Source organism: Paenibacillus massiliensis subsp. panacisoli DSM 21345 (assembly GCF_000426545.1).
GTDB lineage: Bacteria > Bacillota > Bacilli > Paenibacillales > Paenibacillaceae > Paenibacillus > Paenibacillus panacisoli.
Map to the genome: position 1 here is coordinate 334,967 of NZ_AUFO01000007.1, position 26,421 is coordinate 361,387.

29 protein-coding genes are annotated in these 26,421 nt (G+C 47.5%); all 29 read right to left on the bottom strand.

The genetic code is table 11. The annotated features are described in order from the left end of the window. Positions 1 to 6 precede the first annotated feature (6 nt). The 29 genes from fliR to sucC all read right to left on the bottom strand — a co-directional run bounded on the left by fliR (position 7) and on the right by sucC (position 26,328). A complete protein-coding gene (gene fliR, locus K331_RS0104655) occupies positions 7 to 792 on the bottom strand; it encodes a flagellar biosynthetic protein FliR (protein WP_028589384.1) in 786 nt (261 codons plus the stop codon). A gap of 10 nt (positions 793 to 802) precedes the next feature. Beyond that, a complete protein-coding gene (fliQ, locus tag K331_RS0104660) occupies positions 803 to 1,072 on the bottom strand; it encodes a flagellar biosynthesis protein FliQ (RefSeq protein ID WP_028589385.1) in 270 nt (89 codons plus the stop codon). Positions 1,073 to 1,115: 43 nt separating this feature from the next. After that, positions 1,116 to 1,880: a flagellar type III secretion system pore protein FliP gene (gene fliP, locus K331_RS0104665; protein WP_028589386.1), complete on the bottom strand. Its 765-nt coding sequence runs from the start codon at positions 1,878 to 1,880 to the stop codon at positions 1,116 to 1,118. Next, complete coding sequence (locus K331_RS0104670; protein WP_036634111.1) at positions 1,877 to 2,389, bottom strand: flagellar biosynthetic protein FliO; 513 nt, start codon at positions 2,387 to 2,389, stop codon at positions 1,877 to 1,879. The genes fliP and K331_RS0104670 overlap by 4 nt, the downstream gene beginning before the upstream one ends. Before the next feature lie 38 nt (positions 2,390 to 2,427). After that, positions 2,428 to 2,790, bottom strand: a complete 363-nt coding sequence (locus tag K331_RS0104675) for a response regulator (protein WP_028589388.1) — start codon at positions 2,788 to 2,790, stop codon at positions 2,428 to 2,430. A 27-nt stretch (positions 2,791 to 2,817) separates the two neighbouring features. Next, positions 2,818 to 4,092 (bottom strand): flagellar motor switch phosphatase FliY, encoded by a 1,275-nt coding sequence (gene fliY / locus K331_RS0104680; RefSeq protein ID WP_028589389.1) that lies wholly within the window; start codon positions 4,090 to 4,092, stop codon positions 2,818 to 2,820. Then, positions 4,082 to 5,080, bottom strand: a complete 999-nt coding sequence (gene fliM, locus K331_RS0104685) for a flagellar motor switch protein FliM (protein ID WP_028589390.1) — start codon at positions 5,078 to 5,080, stop codon at positions 4,082 to 4,084. The genes fliY and fliM overlap by 11 nt, the downstream gene beginning before the upstream one ends. Before the next feature lie 40 nt (positions 5,081 to 5,120). Further along, positions 5,121 to 5,591 (bottom strand): flagellar basal body-associated FliL family protein, encoded by a 471-nt coding sequence (locus K331_RS0104690; RefSeq protein ID WP_028589391.1) that lies wholly within the window; start codon positions 5,589 to 5,591, stop codon positions 5,121 to 5,123. Next, positions 5,588 to 5,812, bottom strand: coding sequence for a flagellar FlbD family protein (locus K331_RS0104695; protein WP_028589392.1), 225 nt, complete (start codon positions 5,810 to 5,812; stop codon positions 5,588 to 5,590). The genes K331_RS0104690 and K331_RS0104695 overlap by 4 nt, the downstream gene beginning before the upstream one ends. 64 nt (positions 5,813 to 5,876) lie before the next feature. Continuing rightward, a complete protein-coding gene (locus tag K331_RS0104700; protein WP_028589393.1) occupies positions 5,877 to 6,695 on the bottom strand; it encodes a flagellar hook-basal body complex protein in 819 nt (272 codons plus the stop codon). A gap of 86 nt (positions 6,696 to 6,781) precedes the next feature. Beyond that, on the bottom strand, positions 6,782 to 7,165 hold the full coding sequence (locus K331_RS0104705; RefSeq protein WP_028589394.1) for a TIGR02530 family flagellar biosynthesis protein: 384 nt from the start codon (positions 7,163 to 7,165) through the stop codon (positions 6,782 to 6,784). Further along, positions 7,162 to 7,707, bottom strand: coding sequence for a flagellar hook capping FlgD N-terminal domain-containing protein (locus K331_RS0104710; protein ID WP_028589395.1), 546 nt, complete (start codon positions 7,705 to 7,707; stop codon positions 7,162 to 7,164). Before K331_RS0104710 ends, K331_RS0104705 begins: the two co-directional genes overlap by 4 nt. Positions 7,708 to 7,727: 20 nt before the next feature. Beyond that, positions 7,728 to 9,038, bottom strand: a complete 1,311-nt coding sequence (locus K331_RS0104715) for a flagellar hook-length control protein FliK (protein ID WP_028589396.1) — start codon at positions 9,036 to 9,038, stop codon at positions 7,728 to 7,730. A gap of 25 nt (positions 9,039 to 9,063) precedes the next feature. After that, positions 9,064 to 10,005 (bottom strand): magnesium transporter MgtE N-terminal domain-containing protein, encoded by a 942-nt coding sequence (locus K331_RS0104720; RefSeq protein ID WP_028589397.1) that lies wholly within the window; start codon positions 10,003 to 10,005, stop codon positions 9,064 to 9,066. 39 nt (positions 10,006 to 10,044) lie between these two features. Continuing rightward, a complete protein-coding gene (gene fliJ / locus K331_RS0104725) occupies positions 10,045 to 10,488 on the bottom strand; it encodes a flagellar export protein FliJ (protein ID WP_028589398.1) in 444 nt (147 codons plus the stop codon). 10 nt (positions 10,489 to 10,498) lie between these two features. Continuing rightward, positions 10,499 to 11,818, bottom strand: coding sequence for a flagellar protein export ATPase FliI (gene fliI / locus K331_RS0104730; protein ID WP_028589399.1), 1,320 nt, complete (start codon positions 11,816 to 11,818; stop codon positions 10,499 to 10,501). Continuing rightward, the gene (locus K331_RS0104735; protein WP_028589400.1) at positions 11,805 to 12,647 is read right to left on the bottom strand and encodes a FliH/SctL family protein; all 843 of its coding nucleotides are present in this window, start codon (positions 12,645 to 12,647) and stop codon (positions 11,805 to 11,807) included. The genes fliI and K331_RS0104735 overlap by 14 nt, the downstream gene beginning before the upstream one ends. After that, positions 12,640 to 13,650 (bottom strand): flagellar motor switch protein FliG, encoded by a 1,011-nt coding sequence (gene fliG / locus K331_RS0104740; RefSeq protein ID WP_028589401.1) that lies wholly within the window; start codon positions 13,648 to 13,650, stop codon positions 12,640 to 12,642. The genes K331_RS0104735 and fliG overlap by 8 nt, the downstream gene beginning before the upstream one ends. A gap of 11 nt (positions 13,651 to 13,661) precedes the next feature. Then, positions 13,662 to 15,242 carry a flagellar basal-body MS-ring/collar protein FliF gene (fliF, locus tag K331_RS0104745; RefSeq protein WP_028589402.1) on the bottom strand — a complete coding sequence of 527 codons (1,581 nt, stop codon included), beginning with the start codon at positions 15,240 to 15,242 and terminating at the stop codon, positions 13,662 to 13,664. Between the two features lie 33 nt (positions 15,243 to 15,275). Then, entirely contained in the window at positions 15,276 to 15,587 is a 312-nt protein-coding gene (fliE, locus tag K331_RS0104750) for a flagellar hook-basal body complex protein FliE (RefSeq protein WP_028589403.1), read from the bottom strand. 33 nt (positions 15,588 to 15,620) lie between these two features. Then, positions 15,621 to 16,070: a flagellar basal body rod protein FlgC gene (gene flgC / locus K331_RS0104755; RefSeq protein WP_018883412.1), complete on the bottom strand. Its 450-nt coding sequence runs from the start codon at positions 16,068 to 16,070 to the stop codon at positions 15,621 to 15,623. A gap of 2 nt (positions 16,071 to 16,072) precedes the next feature. Next, on the bottom strand, positions 16,073 to 16,483 hold the full coding sequence (flgB, locus tag K331_RS0104760; RefSeq protein ID WP_028589404.1) for a flagellar basal body rod protein FlgB: 411 nt from the start codon (positions 16,481 to 16,483) through the stop codon (positions 16,073 to 16,075). Between the two features lie 560 nt (positions 16,484 to 17,043). Next, positions 17,044 to 18,441: an ATP-dependent protease ATPase subunit HslU gene (gene hslU, locus K331_RS0104765; protein WP_018883414.1), complete on the bottom strand. Its 1,398-nt coding sequence runs from the start codon at positions 18,439 to 18,441 to the stop codon at positions 17,044 to 17,046. A 68-nt stretch (positions 18,442 to 18,509) separates the two neighbouring features. Then, entirely contained in the window at positions 18,510 to 19,052 is a 543-nt protein-coding gene (hslV, locus tag K331_RS0104770; RefSeq protein ID WP_028589405.1) for an ATP-dependent protease subunit HslV, read from the bottom strand. Positions 19,053 to 19,084: 32 nt separating this feature from the next. Then, positions 19,085 to 20,419, bottom strand: coding sequence for an FADH(2)-oxidizing methylenetetrahydrofolate--tRNA-(uracil(54)-C(5))-methyltransferase TrmFO (trmFO, locus tag K331_RS0104775; RefSeq protein WP_028589406.1), 1,335 nt, complete (start codon positions 20,417 to 20,419; stop codon positions 19,085 to 19,087). A 48-nt stretch (positions 20,420 to 20,467) separates the two neighbouring features. Then, positions 20,468 to 22,570, bottom strand: a complete 2,103-nt coding sequence (topA, locus tag K331_RS0104780; protein WP_018883417.1) for a type I DNA topoisomerase — start codon at positions 22,568 to 22,570, stop codon at positions 20,468 to 20,470. Positions 22,571 to 22,833: 263 nt separating this feature from the next. After that, a complete protein-coding gene (gene dprA, locus K331_RS0104785; RefSeq protein WP_028589407.1) occupies positions 22,834 to 23,955 on the bottom strand; it encodes a DNA-processing protein DprA in 1,122 nt (373 codons plus the stop codon). 197 nt (positions 23,956 to 24,152) lie between these two features. Continuing rightward, positions 24,153 to 25,082, bottom strand: a complete 930-nt coding sequence (gene sucD / locus K331_RS0104790; protein WP_018883419.1) for a succinate--CoA ligase subunit alpha — start codon at positions 25,080 to 25,082, stop codon at positions 24,153 to 24,155. 85 nt (positions 25,083 to 25,167) lie between these two features. Further along, the gene (gene sucC / locus K331_RS0104795) at positions 25,168 to 26,328 is read right to left on the bottom strand and encodes an ADP-forming succinate--CoA ligase subunit beta (RefSeq protein WP_018883420.1); all 1,161 of its coding nucleotides are present in this window, start codon (positions 26,326 to 26,328) and stop codon (positions 25,168 to 25,170) included. Positions 26,329 to 26,421 lie beyond the last annotated feature (93 nt).

Here is a 26,421-nt window from a genome sequence, read left to right on the forward strand (position 1 = left end):
CCGGCATTAGGGGCGGGTTCCAATTACATTAAGTAGATCTCTCATCGACTCAAACATCATGTTGAACAGACGCTCGAATACAAAACCAAAGCTAGGCATCAAAAGCAAGAGCATAAAAAGACCTACAATAATTTTTAACGGAACTCCTATTACGAAAATATTGAACTGTGGAGCCGTCTTGGCAAGGAATCCCAGGCCGACATCCGTCAAAAAAATAGCCACCACAAATGGCGCCGCCATCTGAAAGGCTAACAGGAACGATGTTGCAAAGGTCCGGATCAGAAAACCCGAAATGTTACCTGCATATAGCTTTAAGAAAAATTCATTGTCCAGTGGAATCCAATTGTAGCTGTACACAATCGCATCCAATAGATAATGGTGACCATTCATCGTCAGAAAAAGCAACGTGGCAATAGCATATTTGAAGTTTGCAGTCACTGGTACTGAGGCACCTGTCATCGGGTCATATACATTCGCCATCGCAAAGCCAACCTGAATATCCACAAAGGCTCCTGCCGTCTGAATGGCTGTCAGAATTAAGTAAGCGACAAAGCCAAGCAATAAGCCCACCAGAATCTCACGTACAATCAGCAAAACATAACTGACATCGGTTGGAATCTTCTGATCCACACCAAAAATCAAAAATACAATAAGTGCTATACAAGCCGAAATTCCAACTTTGTACGTAGCGGGTACACTTCGCATAGAAAAGATTGGTGCAACTACAAAAAACGATGTAATTCGACAGAATATCAACAGAAAAATAGGAAAGCTCTGAAGTATGATCTGCATCGCTCTCCGCCTACCCTATGTATCTATAAAGATTGTCTAGGATACCGTAGGTAAAATCGATCATCGTCGATAGAATCCAAGGGCCAAATAACAGCAGTGCCAGCAAGACTGCCACAATTTTAGGTACAAAGGCGAGCGTCTGCTCTTGAATCTGGGTCGTGGCCTGAAACACACTGACGATTAGGCCCACAAGCAATCCCAAGATCAGCATCGGCGCACTCGCCTTCAACACGGTGTAAACTGCTTGTGCGGCCAAAGAAATTATAAATTCTGATGACATTTCCGGCCTCCTTGGCTTGAATCTAGACTTGAATCGAAATTACTCATGTGTTAAAGCTGAGCAATAATGACTTAACAACTAAATACCATCCGTCCACCAGTACAAAGAGTAGTATTTTGAAGGGCAGTGAAATCATGACAGGTGGAAGCATCATCATCCCCATGGCCATCAAGGTACTCGCAACCACGATGTCAATGATTAGAAATGGTATAAAGATCATGAAGCCCATCTGGAATGCCGTCTTTAATTCGCTGATTGCGAATGCAGGCACCAGTACGTTCAGCGGAATCTCCTGATGATTGTTCGGCTTCTCCAAACCCGTATACTTGATGAACAACAGCAGGTCCTTCTCTCTTGTATGTGTGAACATGAAGGTCTTGATCGGCTCTTGTGCTTTATCCAATGCTTCTGATTGGCTCAATTCGCCTTTGAGATAAGGCTGCAAAGCCGTATCATTCATCGCCGAAAACGTAGGTGCCATAATGAACAAAGTTAAGAACAAAGCCAAACCGACCAATACCTGATTAGGTGGCATTTGCTGCGTCCCCAAAGATGTTCTTACAAAGCCTAATACAATAACGATCCGTGTAAAGCTGGTCATGAGCATCAGTATTGCTGGTGCGATACTCATAATGGTGATAAGCAGGATTATAGACAGCGACGTCGTTCCGGGCTGCCCGTTCTCTGAATTGCCGATGTCTATGCTAATATCAGGTATCGGATTGACAGCTGATGCTGACACAATCGTTACAGACATGAAATGACACAGAACGATCAGCAGGCAAGCAAGTATCAACTTTTTCTTCATCTTTCTCCCGACCGATCTGTAGTATTATCCTCATCCCGCAGCTTTTCAAATTTATCCTTGCGATCTGGCCTTTGCCGCAACTTCGATTCAAACAGCTCATGGAATGAAGCGTCATCCTCTAGTTCCTGCGACTCTATCGTATTTCTCTTGCGTAGCTTTTCCGTTAACCTCGCGACGAGCGGGGCTAACGGGCCGCTGTGCAAGGATGTCTCCTGCTCGAATGCGGCCACTATTCGCTCCACTTCCTCGGGATCGGATACTTTGTCAATGAGACGGATCTCTTCTCCTACGCCAATCAGATATATACTGCTGCCAACCTCGATAAGCTGCAACGACTTGTTGGGAGCCAGACCCACGCCACCCAAAATACGAACCGAACGGCTGCTGAACCAACTCTGATTCCGGCGACTCAAGAAACGGATCAGATAGAGGATCAGCATAATGACGAAGGCAAGGACGACGATTACCCAAATAACATTTCCAATACCATAATCGTCTCCGCCAGACATTAGCTGGTTTCCTTGGTCAGTACCCATACCAGTGTGCCTTAGCTCAACGTCTTGCTGATCGCCTCAATGACACGATCGGATTGGAATGGCTTCACGATGAAGTCTTTTGCGCCAGCTTGAATCGCATCGATAACCATCGCTTGTTGTCCCATCGCAGAGCACATGATGACCTTGGCATTTGCATCAATTTTCTTGATCTCTTTCAAAGCCGCAATGCCATCCATTTCTGGCATGGTGATATCCATTGTGACCAGATCAGGACGCAGTTCCTTGAACTTCTCAACAGCTTGTGCCCCATCTGGTGCTTCTCCTACCACTTCATAGCCATTCTTGGACAAAATGTCACGAATCATCATTCTCATAAATGCAGCATCATCAACGATCAAAATACGGTTAGCCATGTAAAATAAATCCTCCCTAGATTATGCTTATTGTAATTTCTGAATCCGGTCCCATTGGCTCACGATATCCGTTACGCGCACACCAAAGTTCTCATCGATAACTACGACTTCACCTTTGGCAATCAATTTATTGTTAACCAGTATATCTACTGGCTCACCGGCTAGCTTGTCCAGCTCGATGATTGACCCTTGCGACAGTTCCAAAATATCTTTAATTTGCTTCTGGGTCCTTCCTAATTCTACGGTGACTTTAAGGGGAATGTCCATCAATAAATTCAGATTGTTCTCATCAAGGTTCGAATAGGAACCTGACTGCAAATTCGCGAATTGAATTGGCTGAACATTTACATTTCTACCCGGTGCTCCACCATAATGTTGAGGCCCGCCATAGGCTGGTTGTGGAGGCATGCCTCCATAATTCATCCCCTGTTGCTGCATGCCGTAGTCCTGCGACATACCATAATCCTGCTGCATTGGCGGTGGATTATAAGCAGGCTGCGCTGGCGGCGTATGAGCTGCCGGTGGTGCCGGTGACGCTGATGGTGATGCTGGTGGCGCATGAGTTGCCGATGGTGCAGAGACAGCCGCTTCAGTTGGTGCCGAATCATCGCCCTGAACCAGAATTCTCACCATTTCCTTGGCAAATGGTACTGGGAGTAACTGCATTAAGGTCGAGTCAATAAGATCCCCGATCAACAAACGGAAAGATACTGTGATTAACGTCTCATCGCTAGGGAGACTAGTAACTCCGCTTCCGTTCGCTGGATCCAGGATGTCAATTCCCGGCGGTGAAATATTCACGAACCTATTAAAGATCGTGGACATGGAAGTAGCCGAGGAGCCCATCATCTGGTTCATCGCTTCCTGGACGGCACTGATGTGAATTTCGTTCAGTTCCTCATCCTTCGGATTGCCTTCTCCACCCAACATAAGGTCAGCAATGACCTGTGCATCCCGGGTCTTGATCACCAAAGAATTGATTCCTTCAAAACCATCCACATAGTTGACATGTACAGTTACATGTGGTTTAGGAAACGTTGTTTCGAACTCAGGTCTCGTAATAATTGATACCTTTGGCGTTGTAATGTCTACTTTCTTTCCTAGTAATGTCGAAAGCGCTGTAGCAGCACTCCCAAATGTAATGTTACCAATTTCCCCCAAGGCATCTTGCTCCAGAGGAGTCAAGTAATCATCCACAGTATTCTGACCAGAAGAAGCAGGAGCTGAGGCGCTTTCTCCCGATTCAGACTGCTTTAAAAGAGCATCGATCTCCTCCTGAGAGAGATAGTCTTTACTCGTCAATTTCTTCAACTCCTTCGCTGACGATTTCATCAATTTGGACAGCTGCCCGATCCTTGACCACACCAGGGCTCCCAATAAACTTAAGTTTTTCTCCTACCCGAATGGAAAGCCCTTCATCAACAGGTTTATTTAATGAAATAACGTCTCCCACTGACAGACCAAGGAATTCAGCAATCGAAATCTGCGATCCCCCTAATTCAGCTACAATAGGTAACCGAGCCTTACTCACCCGCGCACGCAGTGCATCAAATTCCTCTGGAGCACGTGATTTTTTTTCAGATATGAACCACTGGTGCGTCGATAATCTAGACATAATCGGCTCCAGAACTACATGTGGAATACATAGATTGATCATCCCGGTGGTATCACCGATTTTGGTACTCAATGAGATCAACGCAATGGTCTCATTGGGAGAGACAATCTGCATAAATTGCGGATTGGTTTCCAATGCTTCCAATCGAGGAGTAATATCCAATACAGTCTTCCAAGCTTCTTGCAAGCTCTCAAAGGCACGACTGAAAATTCTCTCCATAATAATGGTCTCAATCTCCGTTAAAGAGTTGATCTTCGCAGGAGATGAACCCACCCCGCCTAAAAGACGATCAAGCATCGCAAAGGCTACGTTGGGGTGAACCTCCAGTACCATCCTACCTTCAAGTGGCTCAGCTTCAAAAATATTCAGAATCGTCATCTTCGGAATCGACCGGATGAATTCATCATAGGGCAGCTGCTCAACCTGGACCACACTGATCTGCACAAAAGTACGAAGCTGTGCTGAGAAATACGTAGTTAGGAAACGTGCGAAGTTCTCATGAATTCGGGTGAGACTTCGGATATGATCCTTGGAGAAGCGAACAGCTCTCTTGAAATCATAGGACCGGACCTTCTTTTGTGTCTCCTCTTTCTTTAACTCTTCCGCATCCATCTCACCCGAGGAGAGTGCGGCTAATAGTGCGTCTATCTCACCTTGCGACAATACATCCACCAATGTTTCTTCACCCCCCCTGCATGCTCAACTGACTGTGTGATCAAATTGGTGCTAGAATAAAGTTTGTGATTTTCACCGAAGTCAGCTTTCCATCAGGAATCGTTTCATTAATAAGTTCCATCAGCTTATCACTGAATTCAACTCTTCCCTTGGCTGATCTGAGCTGCTCTGGTTTGGTATCAGCAAGGGTCTGGATTACGACAGGCTTTATAGTAATCTCTTTAATTTTCTCGAAAGACTCTTTTGCTTCCTTACTGTTCAACTGAAACGAAAAGTTCACAGAGACGATGTAGTCAGCATCCGCGAGGTTCGTCTTGATGTCTTGAATCTCAGAGGTAACTTCCACAATTTCATCAGCCGTAAGTCTGAGCTCAACATGTTCAGCGGCAGCTGATCTAGCATTACTGCCTGATGGATTATCCATAAATTGTGGAACAAGCAGGAACACGGCTAGTACAATTAATGTGATGGACAACAAAATCGTAATAAGCCAAGGCAACATCTTTTTCATTCATCTTCCTCCAATTGTTGCACTTTGATCGTGGCGGCGTGTATACCGACCTCCCGATTGTAATCCTTGATCATCTTCACTACCTCTGCTGCTTTCTCAAGTACAATCAGCCTCTTTCCGGTGATCAGAGTGACATAAGTATCAGGCGTCTCCTCTACGACCTCAATCATCAAGGCGTTGAGCCACATGGGAGAACCGTTCAAGCGTGTTACCGGGATCATCTATATACTCGCCTCCTGATTTATGCAGAGAGACCCAGAGGTCTCTCTGCTACAACTAACTTAATTAACGTTTTAGGTTAACGACTTCCTGAAGTATTTCATCAGAAGTTGTGATAATTCGGGAGTTAGCCTGAAATCCACGCTGGGCAACGATCATCTCAGTGAATTCGGAAGTCAACTCAACATTGGACATTTCGAGCTGTCCTGCAATGATAGCGCCTGTACCAGCTGCACCATCATTCCCCCCAAAGAATTCTGCCATTTCTCCATCCGGATTGGCATTGACCGTCATGCGATACAGACTGCCTCCGATTTTCTCTAGGCCCTCAGGATTGACAACCATACCGAGGCCAATCTGGGAGGTCACTCCTGCTACACCATCTACAACCTCAACAATTTGGCCATCCTGCTGAATGGAGAAAGAAGTGGTCTCCGCAGCGATCGTAATTGGTTCCCCTCCGACATCTACGACGAAGAAACCGTCACTGGTAACCAAATTTCGGTTAGCATCCAAATGGAAATCCCCTGCTCTAGTCAGGTAAGGCACATCTTGGTCTCCATTTAGCTTCACAAGGAAAAAGCCATCTCCGTTAATCCGCAGATCGGTTGGATTGTTGGTCGTCATTGCACTACCAGCAAGATGAAGTGTATCGATGGAGCTGATACCAACTCCAAGGCCAACCTGTCTCGGGTTCGTACCCGCTACATCAGTACCGTCAGGTCCACCTGCTCCAGCCGATGTTTGGCTAAGAATATCTTTGAACATAACGCGTGAGCCTTTGAAACCTGTTGTATTCACGTTCGCAATGTTATTACCAATTACGTCCAGCTTGGTCTGAAAACCTTTCATCCCGGATACACCAGAATACATGGATCTTAGCATGAATTAAGCCTCCTAAATGTAATAGTTATCTAACCGCATCTGTCGATCAGCGGTCTTCTGGCTTCCTCTTCGGGCCAGCCAGTATGTTACGATATAATGACAGCACTATCAATTTGCGTAAAAACATTGTTCTTCATGGACTGCTCATCCAGAGCTGTAACTACGGTTCTGTTCTGAACATTTACGATTAAAGCAACATTATTCATCAAGATTAGCGATTCCTTGGCGCCTTTAGCAGCTGCTTTATCCAGTGCAGAATTAATTTGATCCATCTGCTCTGTTCTAAGTTCTATACCTCTTTGCTCCAATCGCTTCGCGGCATGTCCGCTCAATTTGACTGCTTGCTCTTGAAGAATTTCGTTAAATGGCTTAGCTGACTGTCCTGATACTGATGAAGTTCTTTTGGAATGAACCACATTCGTTGGTGTAGCTGTCGGATATAAGCTTCCAACGGTCATGCGTTCATTCATAACTCTTCCTCTTCTTCCTGAATACCGGAAGAATTAGAGGATACATTTGCAGCATTTGTACCAGCTTGTCCATTATAGGCAGCTATTGAAGTAATATTTGACAACAATACCTCTGCTGCTCCGACAACAGCATACTGCTTGCCGTCCTTCATTACGATGGATTCTACAAGGCCCTTCTTAACAGTCCCTTCAGCTTCTTCACCTGTAATACTGTCTTTTGCACCCGACTGAATCCAGGTGATTTCTTTGCCAATCATACTGGATGCAATACTCAAAGACTGACTTAAAGACGACACTTGTGTATTAATGTTCATCAATTGCTCTACGGTTGTAAATTGTGCCATTTGAGCAATGAACTCTTTGTCTTCCATCGGGTTCATCGGGTCCTGATTCTTCAACTGTGTAATCAGAATCTTCAGGAACTGATCCTTCCCCATCTCAGCGCTACCATTCGTGTCTTTCCTGGCCGCTGCCGCTCTTGCGACATTCTGCTCTGAGTAGTTCGGCCAAACATTCGATGTAGATACCGCTTCATTGGCCATTTCTGTATTCACCTCCACGTTTAAGCTCTGGCAGTAAAGGAAGTCGTGTTTTCTTCTCGTATCGCCGTTTGTTCTTCATTCCAGTTGCGAAGTTCTTCTACCATCTCCGAAATCTTCACTGCATCTTCCGACTCCTCCTCAGTGCGAGGCTTCGAACGACGTTCGGATTGCTGCTGCTGGGAGCCCGCACCCTTACCATCCTGATACATGTAAGAAGATGCAGACTCACTTTGAGTCACCTCTACTTTACTTACCTGAATGCCTTGGTTTTGTAAGCTAATACGAAGCTGAGACATTTGCTGCTCCAGAAGATCCTTAGCTCCAATACGTTCCGTTACAAACTGTGCTACCAGTTGTCCATTATGCATGCTTAATTTAATGTCCAACTGTCCAAGATGCTCTGGTCGAAGAGAGATCTTAGCCTCCGTAACCCCGAGTTGCTTCACAATATCAAACTTTTGCACTACAAAATCGGTCATTTCTGATGTGAATTGCCGAATATGCACCGTCGAGGTAGCAGGTCCTGTTGATGAAGTACCATGATTTTGCACGACGAGTTGACCTGCTGTAGTAATTGGAGTAGTCTTTGCATCCAGTAAAGAAGATTCTTGATTAGATGCAGAAGCATTCTCTTGCGCATCTGATCTGCTTAGATTCAAAGCAGTTGGAAGCACTTGCTTCATTTCATTCGTCTCGGCTAGTCTTACTGCAACGGAAGGTAGTTGCTTTATAGCTCTATCAACAGATGCCTCAAGCTCCTTCGGAAAAACATCGGTATTCTTCACCATTTCCTGTAAGGATTGTAGAAGTCTAGCAGCCTTGTTAGCTACTTGCGAATTCTGCTGATTATTTGTTAGTGCTACGAGTTGTGTAAGGGCCTCCTGTACCGCAAACCGTATAGTCGATGGATCCTGTGCTAGCAGTGTAATCGTCGTTGACACTGCTTGACCTGTTCCATTGTTGGATAAGTCGCTCGGGAGCAACTGCTGTACCTGCTGAAGCCAGTTCTGCAGAGCTGCAAGTAATTCAGGACTCGCTTCAATCTCATCGTCCAGCTCCTTTAATCCCTCCAATAAAGCTGGCAGCAAATTAAGCAAAGCCTCTGCTCCCTCAACATCTGCCTCTTGTGGGACTACCATCATCGTGAGCAGATTCCCAGTGCTGCTCTCAGCCCCTGAATCACCAGAAGTGCTCTGACCCATAACCTGATTCAAGGCGGCAGTAAAACCACCTGTACCAGCCGCAGCAGTATTACCTGCCGAGGTTGTACTGGATGTTGAGGTCGTGCTCGCAGAACTGCTCATGGAAATATTTCCGGCCACCATTGTCATATTGTCACCTCCTTTCCTAGACTCGTTAATTACTACCCAGCATCTTGTTCAGAATCTTGGTTGTTGCTGCCGGGTTCTCCTTGTTCATGGCCTCTAGCAATTTAGAACGAGTCGCAGCATCTACGGAGCTCAAAATGTTAAGAGCCTTATCCGGGCTGATCTTGTTCGTCTCCAGAATCAGCTTGGCACCAGTATCAGCATTCATGGAAGAGAACGTCGCTCCGAGCTGTGTGGTATCAAGATTCGTTGAAGAGGTAGACGAAGGCGTCGCCGCTTCCTTCTTAATTCTAGATTGTAGAGCTGCTACGCTCAGATCACTAGAATTGGTCGCATTCTTCAGCTCTTGCGTAATGTCAGCAGCGAGCTGTGGATCCATCTTCTCCAAGATTCGCACCTGATTCTCAGGACGCATGAAGCTCAGTAGCTGCACAACCTCTTCGTTCGTCATATTTTGCAGAATTGGAGCAGATTTGCTTGGTCGCATGTCCTCATACATCGACGACAGTGACTTCACTTGTTTGAGATAAGGGTCCTCATTTGTCGTAGAAGAGTCTTGTTGCTGTTCTGACTGAGCTGTCTGCTCCTGCTCAATGCTGCTGATCTTCTTCTCAAGCTCCTGAACTTTCTTATCCTGCTCGGCCTTCTCGGTTGCCGCTTGCTCCAATTGAGCTGTCTGCTCTGTAAGCTCTGTTTTCAACTGCTTGATTGTTGCCTCCGAGCTCTCGGTCTGTGCCTTGGCATCAGCCACCTTCTGCTCCTCGGGAGTCAATTTGGGATCAGGAACCCAGTTGTTTACATAAGGAATTTTGTTGGCCACTTTCAGTAAGCCGTCGCGGAAATCCATATTAAAAAGAGTTAGCAGTACGGCAACCAGGACCGCAGTAAACACGATTGGAATCAGGACAAACATGACCCGCTCCATTCCCGTACTAGACTCTTTCTCTAAATCCAAATCGTTGTCTGCCATCGTTACCCTCCTCAAACCGTCACTCGCAAGTGACCCGTGCTAGCGCGCTCTCATTGCAAAACGAACGGTCGCCATCTCATCCAGCTCGTTTTGTTCTTGGAGGAGCAGTTCTTGTTGGAATCTGACTTTAGCTTTCTCTCTTGCTTTCAACCAGACTTGCTCATCCAGCATTTTATCGGTCAGAACTACCTTTTTACTGTTCACATTCTCCTGTGCATACCGCACATCCATTTGTTTGCGGGCAATACACTGATTCAAATGGTTGATATAGCTTTGCAGCTCTTGAATTGTGGACAAGGATACGCACTGCTCAGCAGCTTGCTGAATCCCCATGAACACTCGCTGTTGCTCAGCCATCAATTGCTGTAACGTCTGTTCCTCGCACTGTAAATGGCCTACTGCACTAGAGAGCATCCATTCTGCCTGTGACTTCTCATTGGACTTCAGGTCCACAACCTTTTGAAATGAGTACTGGAACTTCATTATTCAGTAGTCAACTCCTCGCAAACTCTGATATCAACCGTTTCTGTACTTCTTCAAGCTCAACCTTCTCATCCGTGCGCTGACGGGTGAAATCCCAGACATCCTTAATTCGTTCAATGGACTCATCGATATCGGCATTCGAACCTGGCTGGTAAGCACCGATATTAATCAGATCCTCCGACTCTCGATATACAGACATAATTCGTTTGATATTCTCAGCCGCATCCAACTGCTCGCTTGGGGAGATATCCTTCATCACCCGACTTATGCTGGCCAACACATCAATGGCCGGAAAATGTCCTTTATTCGCAATCGAACGATTCAAGACGATGTGACCATCCAATATCCCTCGAACCGCATCTGCAATCGGCTCATTCATATCATCACCGTCTACCAGAACGGTATAGAAGGCAGTGATCGAACCTGCAGGACCCGTGCCAGCACGCTCCAGTAGCTTCGGTAGACTTGCAAATACAGAGGGAGTATACCCACGCATCGCTGGTGGCTCACCCACAGCAAGGCCCACTTCACGTAATGCCATCGCATACCGGGTGACCGAGTCCATCATTAGCATGACATTCAGACCACGATCCCGGAAATATTCCGCGATCGTCGTAGCAATCAGAGCCGCTTTAATCCGAATTAGCGCCGGCTGATCGGAGGTAGCAACAATGACTACCGAACGGGACAAGCCTTCAGGACCGAGATCCCGTTCGATGAAATCGAGCACCTCCCGCCCCCGCTCACCGACGAGTGCAATGACATTGACATCTGCTTCTGTATTCCGTGCGATCATCCCCATCAGGGTACTTTTACCAACACCAGAGCCCGCAAAGATACCTACCCGCTGGCCCTTACCGACCGTTAGCAGGCCATCAATCGCGCGCACTCCGATACTGATCGGCTCCAGTACACGGGGTCGAGTCAGCGGATTGGGAGGAGCATTAAATGTCGAATAACGAGTCATCCGTGACGGAATCAAGGAGCCGTCAAGCGGTTGTCCAAGTCCATCCAGCACCTTACCCAGCAGCTCAGATCCAACCTGGACATTGAGCGGCTTGCCTGTACCCACCACATCGCAGCCTGGTCCAATTGATTGTAGCTCACCGAGTGGCATCAAGAGCACCTTATTATCACGGAAGCCTACGACCTCAGCCTGCAACGGCTTTGCATTCTTACCAGGATAGATGTAGCATACATCTCCGATGCTGGCATCCGGCCCTTCCGACTCTACCATGAGTCCGATAACCTGGGTGACCTTGCCGTTCACACGAACGGTGTCAAGATTCCTCAGATGATCCAGATAACGACGCGCACTAAGCTCCTTCATGTCTATGCTCCTCTTCCTCTAGCACCAGACGCAGCAGCTCTTTTTTGATCTCGGCCAGCTGGGTATCCACCCGAGCATCCACACTACCGAATGCAGAACGGATCACAACTCCACGGTCCTTCACAGAACCATCAGGAACAATTTGAAGCTCAGCCTGTGAATCAATAGACAGTGTCAGTTCTTCACGAGCAGCATTCACATAGGCAAAGTGGTCAGGTGACACGCACAATGTAATTGTTCCTTGCTCACGTTTACGCGCCAGATGCTTGCGGATCAGCTCAATCGTGTACTCAGGGTCTGTGCTTAGCTGCCTATCAATCACTTTCTCGGCAATTCCACAGCTCAGCTCTACCAAGAAAGGCTCGGCCTCCAAAATAAGCTGTTCCTTCACCGCATAAGCGTGCTGAAGCACTTCCTGAGCTTCTTCCATCATCTTGTCTGATTTGGCCTGCCATTCTGCTGCCGCAAGCCTCTGTCCTTCCTCATAGCCCTGTTGAAATCCCTCTGCTCTGAGCGATTCGGACAGCTGTTCATCCTGTTCACGCTTCTCTAGCCACCAGGCTTCAATCTGTGCTTGAGCTTCCTGTAACATTCGCTCTGCTTCCTCCGAAGCTTCCCGGATCTGTCGTTCAGCAAAATCACGAGCATCCTTAAGCATCTCATCACGCATACGCAGAGCCTCTACACTCACCTGAGGTTCTGCCTGAGCCACTTCGACTGATGTCTCAGTTATTTCAGACTCCTCAGTCTCTACATATGAATAGCTGGGCTCAAGCTTTTTTAATATCTCGACAGGAACGTATTGGAAAGACTTAATCAAATTAGACAATGATGTCATCTCCTCCGCCGCGGGCAATGATAATCTCTCCGGATTCTTCCAGTCTGCGGATTGTAGCTACAATTCGAGTCTGAGCCTCTTCTACATCACGCAGCCGGACAGGACCCATGAATTCCATTTCTTCCTTGAAGGTCTCTGCCATCCGCTTGGACATGTTGTTGAAGATTGCATCCCGAACTTCCTCGCTGGACACCTTGAGCGCCAGTTGCAAGTCAGCATTGTCAATATCACGGATAATGCGCTGAATCGAACGGTTATCCACATTGACAATATCTTCGAATACAAACATCCGCTTCTTGATTTCTTCGGCCAGCTCTGGATCTTGAATTTCCAAGGAATCGAGAATAATGCGTTCTGTTCCACGGTCTACACCATTCAAAATCTGCACGATTGATTCAATACCACCTGCATTGGTGTAATCTTGAGTAACAGTAGATGAAAGTTTTTGCTCCAATACGCGCTCCACTTGGGAAATAACCTCAGGCGATGTACTGTCCATCACTGCAATTCTCCTTGCCACATCCGCCTGTTTCTCTTGTGGAAGTGAAGAGAGAATGGTTGCTGCTTGATCAAACTGCAGATAAGATAGTACCAGCGCAATTGTCTGTGGACTCTCGTTCTGGATAAAGTTCAAGATTTGATTCGGATCAGCCTTGCGTGCAAAATCAAACGGTCTAACCTGCAGCGTAGCCGTCAATCTGTTAAGCACCTCAATGGCTTTCTGTGAGCCAAGTGCTTTCTCCAAAATCTCACGAGCGTAGTTAATGCCGCCCTGGGAAATGTATTCTTGGGCTAGACACATTTGATGGAATTCAGCCATAATCATATCTTTTTCTGAAGCATCAACTGTTCTCACATTTGCAATTTCAAGAGTAAGTTGTTCAATTTCTTCCTCACGTAGGTGTTTAAAAATTTCAGCTGATACTTCCGGCCCTAACGTAATCAATAAAATGGCCGCTTTCTGTCGTCCCGACAACGTTCCCGATTTAGCCAATGCACTCACCTCTATTCGTCAGCCAGCCATGTACGCAGCAGGTTGACGAACTCATCCGGCTTCTTCTTAGCCAAAGAGTCGAGCTGTTTGCGCACTTGACTTTCACTAGTCACACTTTCCAGATTAATGGATGGGAATTCCGCAGGTGTTGGCAGCGACAATTCGTCCTCAAGTTCTTCCTCTTGCTTGCGACGGTTTCTGGCAATGATGATGATTGCACCCGCTACAAGGGCGAGAACCGCGGCACCAATCCCCCATAACCATGGATTGGACAGGGACAAGAAATTAGCATTTGCTCCGGCTTCCGGAATATATTGCGGCACTACTGATACTTTCAGCGCCAATTGTTGCTCTGTAAATTCGGTTCCTGAATCCGCCAGTGTCGCTCTGACAATGTTCGTCAGTGTGGATCTGATTGGATCTGCATACTTCGGATCTACCTCATTTAGATCTGAAGGCGTCTCAACTGAGACGTTGATCGTCAAATCCTTGACGGTATACGGGCTAGAGATAATATCTCTTGCAATCCGATTAACCTCGTAGTTAATCGTGCTTTGACTTTTCTCCGACTCACTGTTGCCGGAGGTATCCCCACCGGGATAACCAGGTACATCCTGTGTACCCGTTCCAGCAACACCGCCAGTGTTTCCGCTGGACCCAGAGAAGCTTTCCTGAATGTCCTGAACACTGATCTCGATGCCCTTCATTCGATCCACATCAACTGGTGTCACCAGTTGCTCTTTGGAGTTCACCTTATCGAAGCTCAGCTTGGAGGCTACCAACACTTTAATCTTGCGATCTCCAGCGATCTCGGAGAGGAATTGCTCAACCTTTAGCTTCACGTCATTCTCGAATTTCTTCTGTAAGGCCATGTTCTCCTGCACACCGCTGGAGATACCACCTTGTCCACCTTTAATAGTAGGAATCAGTTCATATTCGTTATTCGTAATCGTAATATTCTCTACAGGAAGATTCGGAACTGCCGTCTTCACCAGGTTGAAGTAGCCGTCAATCGCCTGCTGACTTGGCCGGAAGCCTGGTTGGAAATCCATGACTACCGATGCGGAAGCCTTATCAGCCTCCTCAAGCCCTGCAAAGATGTTTTCCTTCGGAAGATTAATAATGGCCTTGGCGCTCTTGACCCCTTCCATCCGGCTCAGTAACTGTTGAACCTCACCATTGAGTGCGTTGTTGTACTTCACATCGAATTCATTCTCGGTCATCCCGATGGCGTTGGTAGATTGATCAAATGCGCTCATTCCAATGGAGCCATTCTGAATAAGACCTTGGGACCCCACTCCCACTTTAGCCTGTGCTGCCTGTGCAGTCGGCACACTGATCGTCGTACCACTGGCGCTCAGCTGATAAGGAATGCTTGCTGAGTCCAGATACTGCATAACTGCGGCCGCATCGTTAGCATTCAATTCCTGAAACGCAACCTCATACTCCGTCTTGGTAAATTGCACGGTCAGTACGCTTAATGCGACGATGATAATCGCTAAGGTCGAGATCAATAATATTTTTTGTTTGTTACTAAAGTTATTCCAAATACCGGATACTTTGTCGCGATATTGGGCAAGTCTCTCGTTCACTGTGTCACCCCATCCGAAACTTTGCTAGATCTATTAAATCTGCGTTCGCATTATTTCTTGATATGCTTCAATCGCCTTGTTTCGAACCTGGGTTGTGAACTGTAAGGACAGCAAAGCTTCTTGGGAAGCAATCATTACTTGATCAATATCAACCTGCCCGTTCAAAAACTTGTTTGACATTTCTTGAGAGTTTTGTTCCTGCTGATTGACTTCTTCCAGAGCATTTTTAAGATACGCTCCAAAGTCCTGCATCGCCTCAGATGGAGAAGTCTTATTTCCTTTTCCAACTATGTCTGTACTAGGAGCAATGGGTACCGGGATGCTAAACATGGTGTTCTGAATCATTTCTTGCAATCCTCCTTAATGAATTTATAGTTCTTATTTCCCGATTTCCAAAGCTTTGGTAATCATGGCCTTCGTGGCATTCAGAGCCGTTACATTTGCCTCGTAAGATCTGGTAGCTGAGATCATGTCTACCATTTCTTTCATAATGTCCACGTTAGGCATATATACATAACCGCTGGCATCTGCATCAGGATGTGATGGATTATATACCGGCTTCAGCGGAGATTCATCATTTCGAATCTGGGCCACTTTAACACCTGGCGTGTTCGCCTTGCCTTCCATCTGGTTTCTCATCGTTTCGGCAAAGCTCGCTTGATTCGGCTCCAGCACCACTACTTTTCGGCGGTATGGAACTGCTTGTCCGTTAACCACCTGTGCACGTGTTGTTTCAGCGTTAGCAATGTTACTTGAGATTACATCCATGCGCAGACGCTGAGCGGTAAGCGCTGAGGAGCTGATATCAAAGCTGTTGCTAATCTTCATCCTTAGGTTCTCCCTTCAATGGCGGTTCGGATCATTTTGATGCGGTCATTGACTTGCTGGATATAAGCATTGTAGCGTAGCTGATTTTCAGCCATGAGACTCATTTCCCGATCCACATCCACGTTGTTAAAGTTATTATTCATGGTGGAATATGGGTCTATAGTAACAACGGATTCCGGTACGAAATTTACAGGACCTATACGAAAATGCCGGCGATCCGTCACCCGGCCAACGAGCTGCGGCATCTCTCCTTCAACTTGCTCGCTTAGCATGCTTTCAAACTGCACTTCTGCTCGTTTGAAATAAGGCGTATCCACATTCGCAATGTTATTCGCAAGCACTCTTTGCCTCACGTTAGCGGCTTGCAGCCCTGCTTCAAGCCTGTTGAAGGTTACTCCGCCGAGTAAATTCATAAGTACCTCCTCTCCGCTGTCTAACTGTCTTATTCAGGTGATTTTCAGCATTTAATCGCCCAAAATCTCCTTTTTCGACAAAAGAACTACTTTTTTACACACCAAGACTTAGGTCTTAAGTAGAAATATCTCTTCTGCTGTCGTATATTCTAAGTTTCGTAGAGTTTGGACCTAATTACAATAAGAAAAAAGCCCTATCTTTTCAGAAAAATTGGGCTTGGGGTGTATTTTTTTGTAATTACTTTCATTTTATATGTCTATACCCGAGTAACTTTACAGTATTATATCCTTTTATAAGGTCCTATTTCCTATCACTAAATTGGGCCATTCATAGCGGTTTCAAAAATTGCAAGTTGCATCATTGGCTTGTTATCGGCTTTAACTAGCTTTTTCTGAACGCAAATAGGGACAACGGTAGCCGTTGTCCCTATTTTTGCATCCAGCAGAAGCGAAGGATTCGACATCCTACGACTGCGACATGTCGATTTCAGTAAATGTTGTACTTGATGCAGTCGAAATCGAATTGTGCAGTTCCGCTTGAACATTTATAAATGCTTTGTCTATAAAATATACTGGCTAAGATCCCGATCCTCGGCGATCGTCCCCAGCTTCTCTTTTACATATTCCGGTGTGATGATCATACGCTCCAGGGTAAGCTCAGGCGCCTCGAAGGACAGATCCTCCAGCAGCTTTTCCAAAATAGTATGAAGTCTGCGAGCACCGATGTTTTCTGTATTTTTATTCACGGATTCCGCTATCTTGGCAATTTCACGAATAGCATCCTCAGAGAACTCCACCTCAATATCTTCGGTACGGAGCAGTTCTACATATTGCTTGGTCAGTGCATTTTGGGGCTCGGTCAAAATAGACACGAATTCATCCAGTGTAAGACTGCTTAGCTCCACCCGGATTGGGAAACGCCCTTGAAGCTCGGGAATCAGATCGGATGGCTTGGATACATGGAAGGCTCCTGCTGCAATGAACAGAATGTAATCCGTTTTGACAGGTCCATATTTGGTCATAATGGTGGACCCTTCAACGATAGGAAGGATATCCCGCTGCACTCCTTCTCTGGACACATCAGGACCGCTTCCTTGACCGCGAGCGGCAATTTTGTCGATCTCATCGATGAATATGATTCCCGATTGTTCAACACGCTGTATGGAGTCCTGAATGACGTCATCCATATCGATCAGCTTGCCAGCCTCTTCCTGAATAAGCACCTTGCGTGCTTCCTTGACGGTCAGCTTGCGTTTCTTCGTACGCTTGGGCAGAAGGTTGCCGAACATCTCTTGCATATTCATGCCCATCTGCTCATTACCTTGTCCAGCAAACATGTCAAACATATTGGGTGCGTTATCCTCAACATCAATCTCGATCAGGTCATTCTCCAAGTTGCCAGCCAACAAATTGAACTTAACCTGGCGTCGTTTCTCAGTAACAGAGGAATCCTGTTGCTCATCCTCTTCCTTATCGTTGTTATCATTGTTGCCGAACAGCATTTCAAACGGATTACGTTGGGAGCGGGAGGAGCGTGCAGACGGCACAAGGATACTCACAATACGATCATTGGCCAGTTCCTCGGCTTTATCCTTGACCCGCTCTGTACGCTCACCTCTCACAATCCGGATCGAGGTCTCCATCAGGTCACGAATCATGGATTCGACATCTCTGCCGACATAGCCAACCTCAGTGAATTTGGTAGCCTCAATCTTGACGAAGGGGGCACCAACCAATTTGGCGAGTCTGCGTGCAATCTCTGTCTTGCCGACGCCTGTTGGACCGATCATGAGAATGTTCTTAGGTACAATCTCATCACGGACACTCTCAGGCAATCGACTACGCCGATAGCGGTTGCGCAGAGCAACCGCTACTGATTTCTTGGCATCCTTTTGACCCACAATATACTTATCCAGCTCAGCTACAATCTCTCTGGGGGTTAACGCCTGATTTTTCATTTACATTCCTCCAACCAGATTACTGAATCCGTTTATCAGTATGGAGAGCGGTGTCGTGAGCGCCATCGTCACAGCTCTTCCACGATAATATTATCATTCGTATATACGCAAATCTCAGATGCGACTTGAAGAGCTTCCTTAGCAATATCCTTTGCTTCCAGATCAGCTGGATGACGCTTCAGCGCACGCGCTGCTGCCAGAGCAAAGTTGCCGCCAGAGCCTATCGCCAAAATATGATCATCTGGCTCGATGATCTCGCCACCACCAGAAATGAGCAACATTCCTGTACGATCCATCACAATCATGAGTGCTTCTAGCTTGCGCAGGATGCGGTCCTGACGCCAATCCTTGGCCAGCTCTACCGCTGCTCTCTGAAGATTGCCATGATGCTCCTCCAGCTTGCCCTCGAACTTCTCGAATAGCGTGATCGCATCAGCGACCGAGCCAGCAAAGCCAGCAATCACTTGACCTCTATACAGTCTGCGAACCTTTTTCGCGGTCTGCTTCATCACGACATTATTGCCGAAGGTTACCTGCCCGTCACCAGCAATAGCTCCCTTACCATTATGCATGACTGCGCAAATCGTAGTTGCGTGAAAAGACATCTCCATGTCCTGCCTCCTCCCTGAAAGTAACCATATGCTTACTGCCCAGCAGGTATGACATCTGACTCTGTCATGTACCGACGCAAGGAATCCAGCGCACGCTGAGCGAGAGCTTCATTTTTTTCCTTTTTGTTACGGATGCGTGTCTCCAGCTTAGGCAACAATCCAAAGTTAGCATTCATAGGTTGAAAATGCTTGAAGTCTGCCGTCGTGATATAACGAGCCATACTACCCAGTGTGGTATCTGCTGGCAGCACCAGCAGCTCTTGACCCAAGGCTGCACGCGCTGCATTCATGCCAGCGATCAGACCTGATGCAGCTGACTCGACATAGCCCTCTACGCCTGTCATTTGTCCTGCGAAGAACAAGGTGCTGCGGCCCTTGAACTGATATGTCGGCTCAAGCTGCTTCGGTGAGTTAATAAATGTATTGCGATGCATGACGCCATATCTAACGAATTCAGCATTTTCCAGACCCGGAATCATAGAGAAGACCCGCTTCTGCTCACCCCATTTGAGATGTGTCTGGAATCCGACCAGATTGTACAACGTACCTGCCGCATTGTCCTGACGCAACTGGACAACCGCATGCGGCAACGTCTCCGTATGCGGGTTCATCAGTCCTACCGGCTTCATCGGGCCGAACAAAGCCGTCTGCTTCCCGCGCTTCATCATAACCTCGATTGGCATGCAGCCCTCAAAATAGATTTCCTTCTCGAACTCCTTCAGCTGTGCAACTTCAGCAGTGATAAGTGCATCATAGAATGCATCGAATTCAGCTTCGTTCATCGGACAGTTCAGATACGCGGCTTCACCTTTATCATAGCGAGAAGCCAAATACACCTTGCTCATATCGATAGAATCCTTCTCGATAATTGGTGCAGCTGCATCATAGAAATAGAAATATTCCTCTCCTGTCAGCTTCTTGATCTGCTCAGATAGGGCCGGGGAGGTCAACGGACCTGTGGCTACGACCACAATGCCATCCTGCGGAAGCTCCTGCAGTTCCTCCTGCACAACCTCCACAAGTGGATGCTCATGCAGTCTGGAGGTAATCTCCCCAGAGAAGCCGTCCCGATCTACGGCAAGCGCTCCACCCGCAGGAACGGCATGACGATCAGCCGCATTCAGTATGAGTGAATCTAACATTCTCATCTCTTCCTTGAGCACGCCGACTGCATTACTCAAGCCATTAGCCCGCAATGAATTACTACAGACCAACTCAGCGAATTTATCCGTATGATGCGCCGGCGTCTTCACGACCGGTCTCATCTCATATAATCGAACAGGTACACCGCGACTGGCAATCTGCCAAGCAGCCTCACTTCCGGCCAGACCGGCGCCAATCACAGTGACCTTCTGTACTTCACTCACTCGATAATCCCCCTACACTTTCCATTTTCACATCGCTGCTTCATGCTCTCAAGAATTCTCCGCAGCCTCATCGCTTTCTTCCACCATCTCGACATGGTCGCAGGATGTACATTGCAGCTTGGTACCTTGTTTGCTACGCTTCTCCACCATCATGCTGCTGCATACAGGACATGGCTTTGTCGAAGGACGATCCCAGGATACAAAATCACATTCAGGATAGCGGTCACAGCCGTAGAAAATTCTCCCCTTCTTGCTCCGACGCTCTACTACATGCCCAGTTTTGCAGGAAGGGCAAGTAACACCTATATCCTTCACAATCGGCTTTGTATTTCGACAATCCGGAAATCCTGAGCAAGCGAGGAATTTGCCAAAACGCCCCAGCTTGTAGACCATCGGCTTGCCACATTTGTCGCAGACCTCATCGGATACTTCATCCTCGATCTCAATCTCTGCCATCTCTTCTTCAGCAACCTCAAGCCGCTTCTCAAAGGACTTGTAAAAGTCATTCAGGACCTTTACCCAATCCTCGGCCCCTTCCTCAACATGGTCCAGATCCCCTTCCATGTTCGCGGTGAACTCTACATTCAGAATTTCAGGGAAGAATTGCTCCATCTGCTCAATGACCAGTTCCCCCAGCTCCGTAGGGACGAATTTCTTCTCTTCGATCGCTACATATCCACGCTTCTGGATCGTCTCCAGTGTCGGTGCATAGGTACTCGGTCTCCCGATTCCCAGTTCCTCCAGAGTCTTCACCAGTCTGGCCTCCGTATAACGTGGCGGCGGCTGCGTGAAGTGCTGCTTCGGCTCAATGCCCTCACGCTTCAACGCATCTCCTGTCTGGAGCGGAGGCAGCAGTTTGTCCTCTTCAGTCTTACCGTCATCGTTCCCCTCAACGTAGACCTTCATGAAGCCAGGGAATCGAACCTTGGAGCCATTGGCACGGAACACGGTATCGCCAGCTGTGATATCCACAGAGAGGGTATCCATAATTGCTGATGACATTTGGCTTGCCATGAAGCGTTCCCAGATCAGCTTATATAGCCGCAGTTGGTCTCTGCTCAGGAAAGGCTTCATTGTATCGGGATCACGCAGCATTGAGGTAGGCCTGATGGCTTCATGCGCATCCTGTGCATTGGCTGACTTCTTAGCATACTGGCGAGGAGTCTCCGGCACAAAAGCATCCCCATATTGACCAACGATATACTCCTTGGCCTCTTCCTGTGCGGATGCAGCTACTCGAGTGGAGTCAGTACGCATGTAAGTAATCAGACCGACCGTTCCTTCTTTGCCCAGATCCACACCCTCATACAACTGCTGAGCTACAGACATCGTCTTCGACGCCCGGAAATTCAGCTTCCGAGCAGCTTCTTGTTGGAGAGAGCTTGTCGTGAATGGAGGCGAAGGATTACGGAGACGTTCCTTCTCCTTCACACTGGCGACAGTGAATTCATCATTGCCGATGGCTGCCAGCACCTTTTGAACATCCGCTTCACTGCCGAGCTCTGTTTTCTCACCGTTCAGCTTGTGAAATTTGGCTTCAAAGGTGCTGCCCTTAATCGCAAGCTTGGCTGTTATGGTCCAGTATTCTTCAGGCACGAAGTCACTGATTTCATTCTCACGATCCAGAATAATTTTCACGGCTACTGACTGTACACGTCCAGCCGATAGACCCTTCTTAACCTTCTTCCACAATAGAGGACTAATCTTGTAGCCCACAAGTCGATCCAGAATACGTCTGGCTTGCTGGGCGTTCACAAGGTCCATATTGATCTTGCGTGGTGTCTTGAAGGCATCCTTGACCGCCTGCTTCGTAATCTCATTGAACACTACCCGACATTCCTCAGTACCATCCAGCTCCAAAGCATGGGCTAAATGCCAGGCAATCGCTTCCCCTTCGCGATCGGGGTCAGCCGCCAGATATACTTTTTTTACTTTCTTGCGGGCATCCTTTAATTCCTTCAGAACCGAGCCCTTCCCGCGAATGGTAATATACTTGGGATTGAAATCATTTTCGACCTCTACGCCGATCTGGCTTTTGGGCAAATCCCGCACATGCCCCATAGATGCCTTTACTATGAATTTGCTGCCCAGGTACTTGCCGATTGTCTTCGCCTTGGAAGGCGATTCCACAATGACGAGTGAATCCGCCACAGGCCCATCCTCCTCTCAAATGCAACCGTTACTCTCTACTTCACACATAGACAGAATAGGATCTGCCCATAAGCGGCTTATTTCGCATGCTCCCTGTTAAGATCAGTTCATCTGAATCAATCATGCATCACAGGTATAGTAAGTTCCGCTACAAGCCGTAGATTTATGGTTCAATTTACATTGTTTTTTCGTTTTCACTGTTCATTTTTACTTTTTCGTTGATATTAAAGAAATTCACTATGGATTGTCGCAGATATTGCCCATTAAATCAAATGATAGCGAGCACCTGCTAGTTGAAGAACGCGTTTTTTTATGATTAACGATAACAGAACTGAGTGTAAAAGTCCAAAATCCCAGGCTGTCATGGTTAACAGCTCATCTAATGTCTGGTCCCCTTGTTCCAGCAGTTCAACAATTCGCTGTTCCTCGCTACTGAACTGGCCATCGACCGCACCAAGCATACTAGAAGACTGAGCGCAGGCAGTTGAACCTTGGACTGACACTGTTGTTCTGTCCAATGAAGCAGTATACTCCTCCATAACGTCCTCAGCCTCTGTCACAAGCTTTGCCCCTTGCTTGATCAGCTGTAGCGTGCCCCGACTCTTCGGGGAAGTTATTGGTCCCGGAACAGCAAATACATCTCTACCTGATTCCAAGGCACAATCCGCCGTAATCAGCGAGCCACTTCGTGCATCTGCCTCCACAACAAGCGTGCCACGCGAAAGCCCTGCGATAATCCGGTTACGTTGCGGGAACAGACCAGGATGAGATTTGGTACCTGGCGGATACTCGGAGATAACCAGTCCTGTACGTGCAATCTTCCAGTAAAGTCCATGATTCTCGGCAGGATAGACCGTATCAATGGCCGTTCCTAACACAGCAATTGTACGTCCCCGGACTTGCAATGCCGCTTCATGACATATACCATCGATCCCTTTCGCCAATCCACTGATGATCGTGATGCCATTAGAAGCCAGTGCAGCGCCTAGCGCTTCGGCGACCTTCCGTCCGTATGCCGTAGGCACACGGGTACCAACCATGGCTACTCCCAAAGTATGAAGCAACTCAATGTTGCCCAGTGCATACAGCACCCAAGGCGGATCTGCAATCTCACTTAGCATCTGCGGATATTCCTGATCAAGAAATGTTATAACCTGAATGCCTGCCTCTTGAATCTGGCGCTGTCGCTCCAGAATCCAAGCTTTATTAAAGGTAGCAACCGCCCGACGGGACTGCTCAGGCTTCATACCCGCTCCAATCCATTCCCTCTCCCCGAACCAAAGTGTATCTGATAAAGCACATCCACTGTTCAACAAACGAGAGATGGTCTTACGGCCTACCCCTTCCAAGGCATCCAAGGCGACTAATATCCATTTATCCTCCATCAGAGCTCTCTCCTCTTACAGGGAAGTAGAGCACTTCCCTATTATTTGATATGCGCAACTATTTTGCAAGCGTTTCAATCCGATTCCTTATGTACAACAAAAAAAGCAACCCTTTTTCTCCCCGGTACAGGGACAAAAAAGGTTGCTTACCTTTGTTCTACATTATAATGCAGATAATATGAAAATGCTATGCTGCCTTAGTGTGTCGTGCATTGGCTGAGAAGACCCTTCTCTTCCAATACGCTGACCAGTGTCGAGCCCATCTCGGATGGGGTCGGTGCCACCTTGATTCCACAGGACTCAAGCTTCTCGATCTTCTCTTTGGCCGTACCTTTCCCCCCAGAGATGATAGCGCCCGCATGTCCCATCCGCTTGCCTGGAGGCGCCGTTACGCCGCCAATGAAGCCCACGACTGGTTTGGTCATGTTCGCCTGAATCCACTCTGCTGCTTCTTCCTCAGCTGTACCACCGATTTCACCAATCATAATTACTGCATATGTGTTCGGGTCCTCGTTGAAGCGACGCAGTACGTCAATGAACTCCGTTCCTTTAACAGGGTCGCCACCGATCCCCACGGCAGAAGATTGTCCAATGCCGCGCGTTGTCAGCTGGTGAACAGCCTCGTACGTCAGTGTTCCACTACGGGATACTACGCCGACATGGCCTGGTGTGTGGATATAGCCCGGCATGATACCGATTTTGCACTCGCCTGGTGTAATGACACCTGGACAGTTCGGGCCGATCAATACGGTATCCTTACCTTCCATGAAGCGGCTAACCTTGATCATGTCCACGACCGGAATCCCTTCCGTAATACAGATCACCAGCTCCAGCCCTGCATCCACAGCCTCCATAATGGAATCCGCTGCAAATGCTGGGGGAACATAAATAACACTTGCTGTTGCGCCCGTTGCTTCCTTGGCCTCAACAACCGTATTGAAGACCGGCAGACTAACTGTGCTGCCATTCTCCAGCGTAATTTCTACTTGCGTACCGCCCTTGCCCGGAGAGGTTCCGCCGACCATCTGGGTACCGTAATCAAGCGCCCCTTTGGCATGGAACAATGCCGTCTTCCCTGTAATCCCTTGCGTAATCACCTTGGTATGCTTATCGACCAAAATACTCACGTTGTTCACATCCCCTATCTTTATATTCATCCATCTGGAATGCAATTGCTGATGAAGGACGCAAATACGCATCCTCAATTCATAATTACTTCACAAGAGCAACGATCTTCTGAGCGCCATCTGCCATGGAATCAGCCGATACGATGTTCAGACCGGATTCCGACAGGATTTTCTTGCCCAGATCGACATTCGTGCCTTCAAGACGAACAACAAGAGGACGAGTAAGACCGATTTGTCTAGCAGCCTCCACGACACCGTTCGCAATGACGTCACACTGCATAATTCCACCGAAAATATTTACGAAAATCCCCTTCACACTAGGGTCTGACAAAATAATCTTGAAGGCCTCGGTAACCTTCTCGGTTGTCGCACCGCCCCCTACATCGAGGAAGTTCGCGGGCTCACCGCCGTAATATTTAATAATATCCATAGTAGCCATCGCAAGTCCTGCACCGTTAACCATGCAGCCAATGTTGCCATCCAGCGCAATGTAGCTGAGGTCGAACTTCGAAGCCTGAATTTCTCTCTCATCTTCTTCGTCCAGATCCCGTAGCTCCTGGATATCCTTATGACGATAAAGAGCATTGGAGTCAAAGTTCAGCTTGGCGTCCAGTGCCATTACATTTCCGTCGCCAGTTACTACCAGTGGATTAATCTCAGCAATCGAACAATCCTTGTCGATGAACGCCGCATAGAGAGCAAGCATGAATTGGGCAGCCTTGTTCACCAGCTCATTCGGAATATTGATGCTGTATGCCAGCTTCCGCGCCTGGAACACCTGCAGTCCAACGGCCGGATCAACCACTTCCTTGAAGATCTTCTCTGGCGTAGCTTCTGCTACCTCTTCAATCTCTGTCCCGCCTTCTTCAGAGGCCATCATAACGACACGTCCGGTCGCACGATCTACTACCACACCCACGTAATACTCCTTGCGGATGTCACAGCCCTCTTCAATCAGAAGACGTTTGACTTCTTTCCCTTCCGGGCCTGTCTGATGCGTGACCAGGACCTTACCCAGAATTTCTGATGCATAGGTACGTACTTCGTCCAGATTCTTTGCGACCTTTACACCGCCTGCTTTTCCGCGGCCACCCGCATGGATTTGTGCCTTTACAACAGTAACAGCGCTTCCAAGGGACTCAGCTGCTGCTACAGCCTCCTCCACCGTGTATGCTACCTTACCGTTCGGTACCGAAACTCCGTATTGCTTCAACACTTCTTTCCCTTGATATTCATGGATATTCATTCTAGTATCCTCCTATCAACATGACTGCAACAAGGCGGTTTACAAAAAAATCTGACTATAAACCCACATCATTGTAACATGTTTTTAAAACGC